Annotated in this window: 2 protein-coding genes and 1 pseudogene; all 3 read left to right on the top strand. The window is 61.2% G+C overall.

Features of this window, described 5'->3' with window-relative positions:
* Nucleotides 1-469: ABC transporter permease (locus tag HMPREF2724_RS13100; RefSeq protein ID WP_246818197.1), on the top strand; the 469-nt coding region annotated here is incomplete at its 5' end.
* The gene (locus HMPREF2724_RS03590; protein ID WP_061920197.1) at nucleotides 462-1,421 is read left to right on the top strand and encodes an ABC transporter permease; all 960 of its coding nucleotides are present in this window, start codon (nucleotides 462-464) and stop codon (nucleotides 1,419-1,421) included. The genes HMPREF2724_RS13100 and HMPREF2724_RS03590, both read left to right, overlap by 8 nt.
* Nucleotides 1,421-2,640 (top strand): annotated as a pseudogene (locus HMPREF2724_RS03585) (ATP-binding cassette domain-containing protein); the annotation flags it as partial. The gene HMPREF2724_RS03590 and the pseudogene HMPREF2724_RS03585, both read left to right, overlap by 1 nt.

Below are 2,640 nucleotides of genomic sequence, written 5' to 3'. Positions count from 1 at the left end.
CCTCATCGGTATTAAATGGCAGCTGCTGCCCGTAACCGTCGGCGCTAAGGCTTCCTTCGAAGCCCTGCTCATGCCGGCCATCGTCCTGGGTGCGCTGTCCCTGGCATACGTCATCCGCCTGACACGTCAGTCTGTGGCCGAGAACCTACGCGCTGACTACGTACGCACCGCGCGCGCAAAAGGTCTTTCCAGCGGGGCTGTTACCCGCCGACACGTGCTGCGCAACTCGCTTATCCCCGTTGCCACCTTCATCGGCGCCGACATCGGTGCGCTGATGACCGGCGCCATCGTCACCGAAGGAATCTTCGGCATCAACGGCGTCGGCGGCACCATGTACCAAGCCATCCTGCGCGGCGAGCCGACCACAATCGTCTCCTTCACCACCGTGCTGGTGATCATCTACATCATCGCCAACCTGCTGGTTGACCTCCTCTACGCAGTACTCGACCCGAGGATCCGCTATGCCTAAACTCGACAAGACCACCCAGTACCCAGGCCAGGAGCACTTCATCTCCGACGTCGACGAGACCGGCCTCGGCGCCGTCGACGCTGTCAAGGATGAATCCGCCCCTTCCTCCCAGTGGGGCGAAGCATGGCGTTACCTGCGCCGCCGCCCATTGTTCTGGGTCGCCGCCGTGATGATCACCTTGGCGATTCTCCTCGCGCTCTTCCCCGGCCTTTTCACCAATACTGACCCGCGTATGTGCGAGCTCTCCAAGTCGCTCGACCCAGCAGAGGCAGGCCACCCATTCGGCTTTAACCGCCAGGGCTGCGATATCTACGCCCGCGTTATCTACGGCGCACGCGCATCCGTGATCGTCGGTGTTTTGACCACCCTCCTCGTGGTCATCATCGGTGCCCTAGTGGGCGCCATAGCCGGCTTCTTCGGCGGTTGGATTGACGCTGTTCTCTCCCGCATCACCGATATCTTCTTCGCCATCCCGCTGGTGTTGGCGGCCATCGTTGTCATGCAGATGTTCAAGGAGCACCGCACCATCATCACTGTGGTTCTCGTACTTGGCTTGTTCGGCTGGGTATCCATCGCCCGCATCACCCGCGGTGCCGTTGTATCCATCAAGAACGAGGAATTCGTCCAATCCGCGCGTTCCATCGGTGCTTCCAACGCCCGCATCCTGTTTAGCCACGTCCTGCCGAACGCTGCGGCTCCGATCATTTCTTATGCCACCGTCGCGCTGGGCACCTACATCGTTGCCGAGGCCACGCTGTCCTTCCTCGGCATCGGCCTGCCCTCCACGTTCGTCTCGTGGGGCGGCGACATCTCTGATGCACAGGCCTCCCTGCGCATGAATCCAGCCGTTTTGTTCTACCCGGCAGGCGCTCTGGGCCTGACCGTTCTGAGCTTCATCATGATGGGCGACGTCGTCCGCGACGCCCTCGACCCGAAGGCAAGGAATCGCTAATGAATAAGCCACTTCTTGAAATGAAGGACGTCCACATCTCCTTCGAGTCCTCCACCGGCACCGTCGAGGCAGTACGTGGCGTCAACATGACCATCTACCCAGGCCAGTCCGTGGCAATCGTGGGCGAGTCCGGTTCCGGTAAGTCCACAACCGCGATGTCCATCCTGGGACTTCTGCCGGGCACCGGCAAGGTGACGAAGGGACAAATCCTCTTCGAGGGTGAGGACATCACCCACTACAACGACAAGCAGTTCGAGGCCCTGCGCGGAAACAAGATCGGCTTGGTTCCGCAGGATCCAATGTCCAACTTGAACCCGGTCTGGCGTATCGGCACCCAGGTCGAAGAGTCGCTGAAGGCTAACAACGTGCTGGAGGGCTCCGAGCGCGAAAAGTGCGTCGTGGAGATCCTGGAGGAAGCAGGGCTTCCCGACGCCGCGCGTCGCGCCAAGCAGTATCCACACGAGTTTTCTGGCGGCATGCGCCAGCGCGCACTCATCGGCATCGGCCTGGCTGCGCGCCCAAAGCTGCTGATTGCCGACGAGCCCACCTCGGCGCTGGACGTGACCGTGCAGAAGACCATCCTGGACCACCTGGGTCACCTCGCTGAAGAGCTGGGCAACGCCGTGCTATTTATTACCCACGACTTGGGCTTGGCGGCAGAACGCGCCGAGCACCTCATCGTGATGCACCGCGGCCGCATCGTGGAGTCTGGTCCTTCGCGCGAGATTCTGCGCGATCCGGAGCACCCATATACCCAGCGTCTGGTTACCGCAGCGCCTTCCTTGGCTTCCTCGCGCATCCGCGCTGCCCAAGAGGCAGGCGTGGAAAGCACAGAGCTCAAGGCCGCGGCTTCGCACAGCGCCAACATCGAAGATGAAGCCGTCATCTCCGTGCGCAACCTGAACAAGGAATTCGATATCCGCGGTCAGCGCGGCGAGAAGAAACTGCTCAAGGCAGTCGACGACGTCTCTTTTGATATCCGTCGCGGCACCACCATGGCACTCGTGGGCGAGTCTGGTTCGGGCAAGTCCACCGTGGCAAACATGGTGCTGGGCCTGCTCTCCCCGACCTCCGGCACCATCGAGTTCGAGGGCAAGGACACCTCGAAGCTGTCCAAGAAGGAGCTTTTCCAGCTGCGCCGCAAGATGCAGGTGGTCTTCCAGAACCCATATGGTTCCTTGGATCCGATGTATTCCATCTACAAGTGCATCGAGGAACC

Source organism: Corynebacterium sp. HMSC071F07 (genome assembly GCF_001810285.1).
Lineage (GTDB): Bacteria > Actinomycetota > Actinomycetes > Mycobacteriales > Mycobacteriaceae > Corynebacterium > Corynebacterium simulans.
This window is presented reverse-complemented; position numbering and strand designations above follow the sequence as displayed.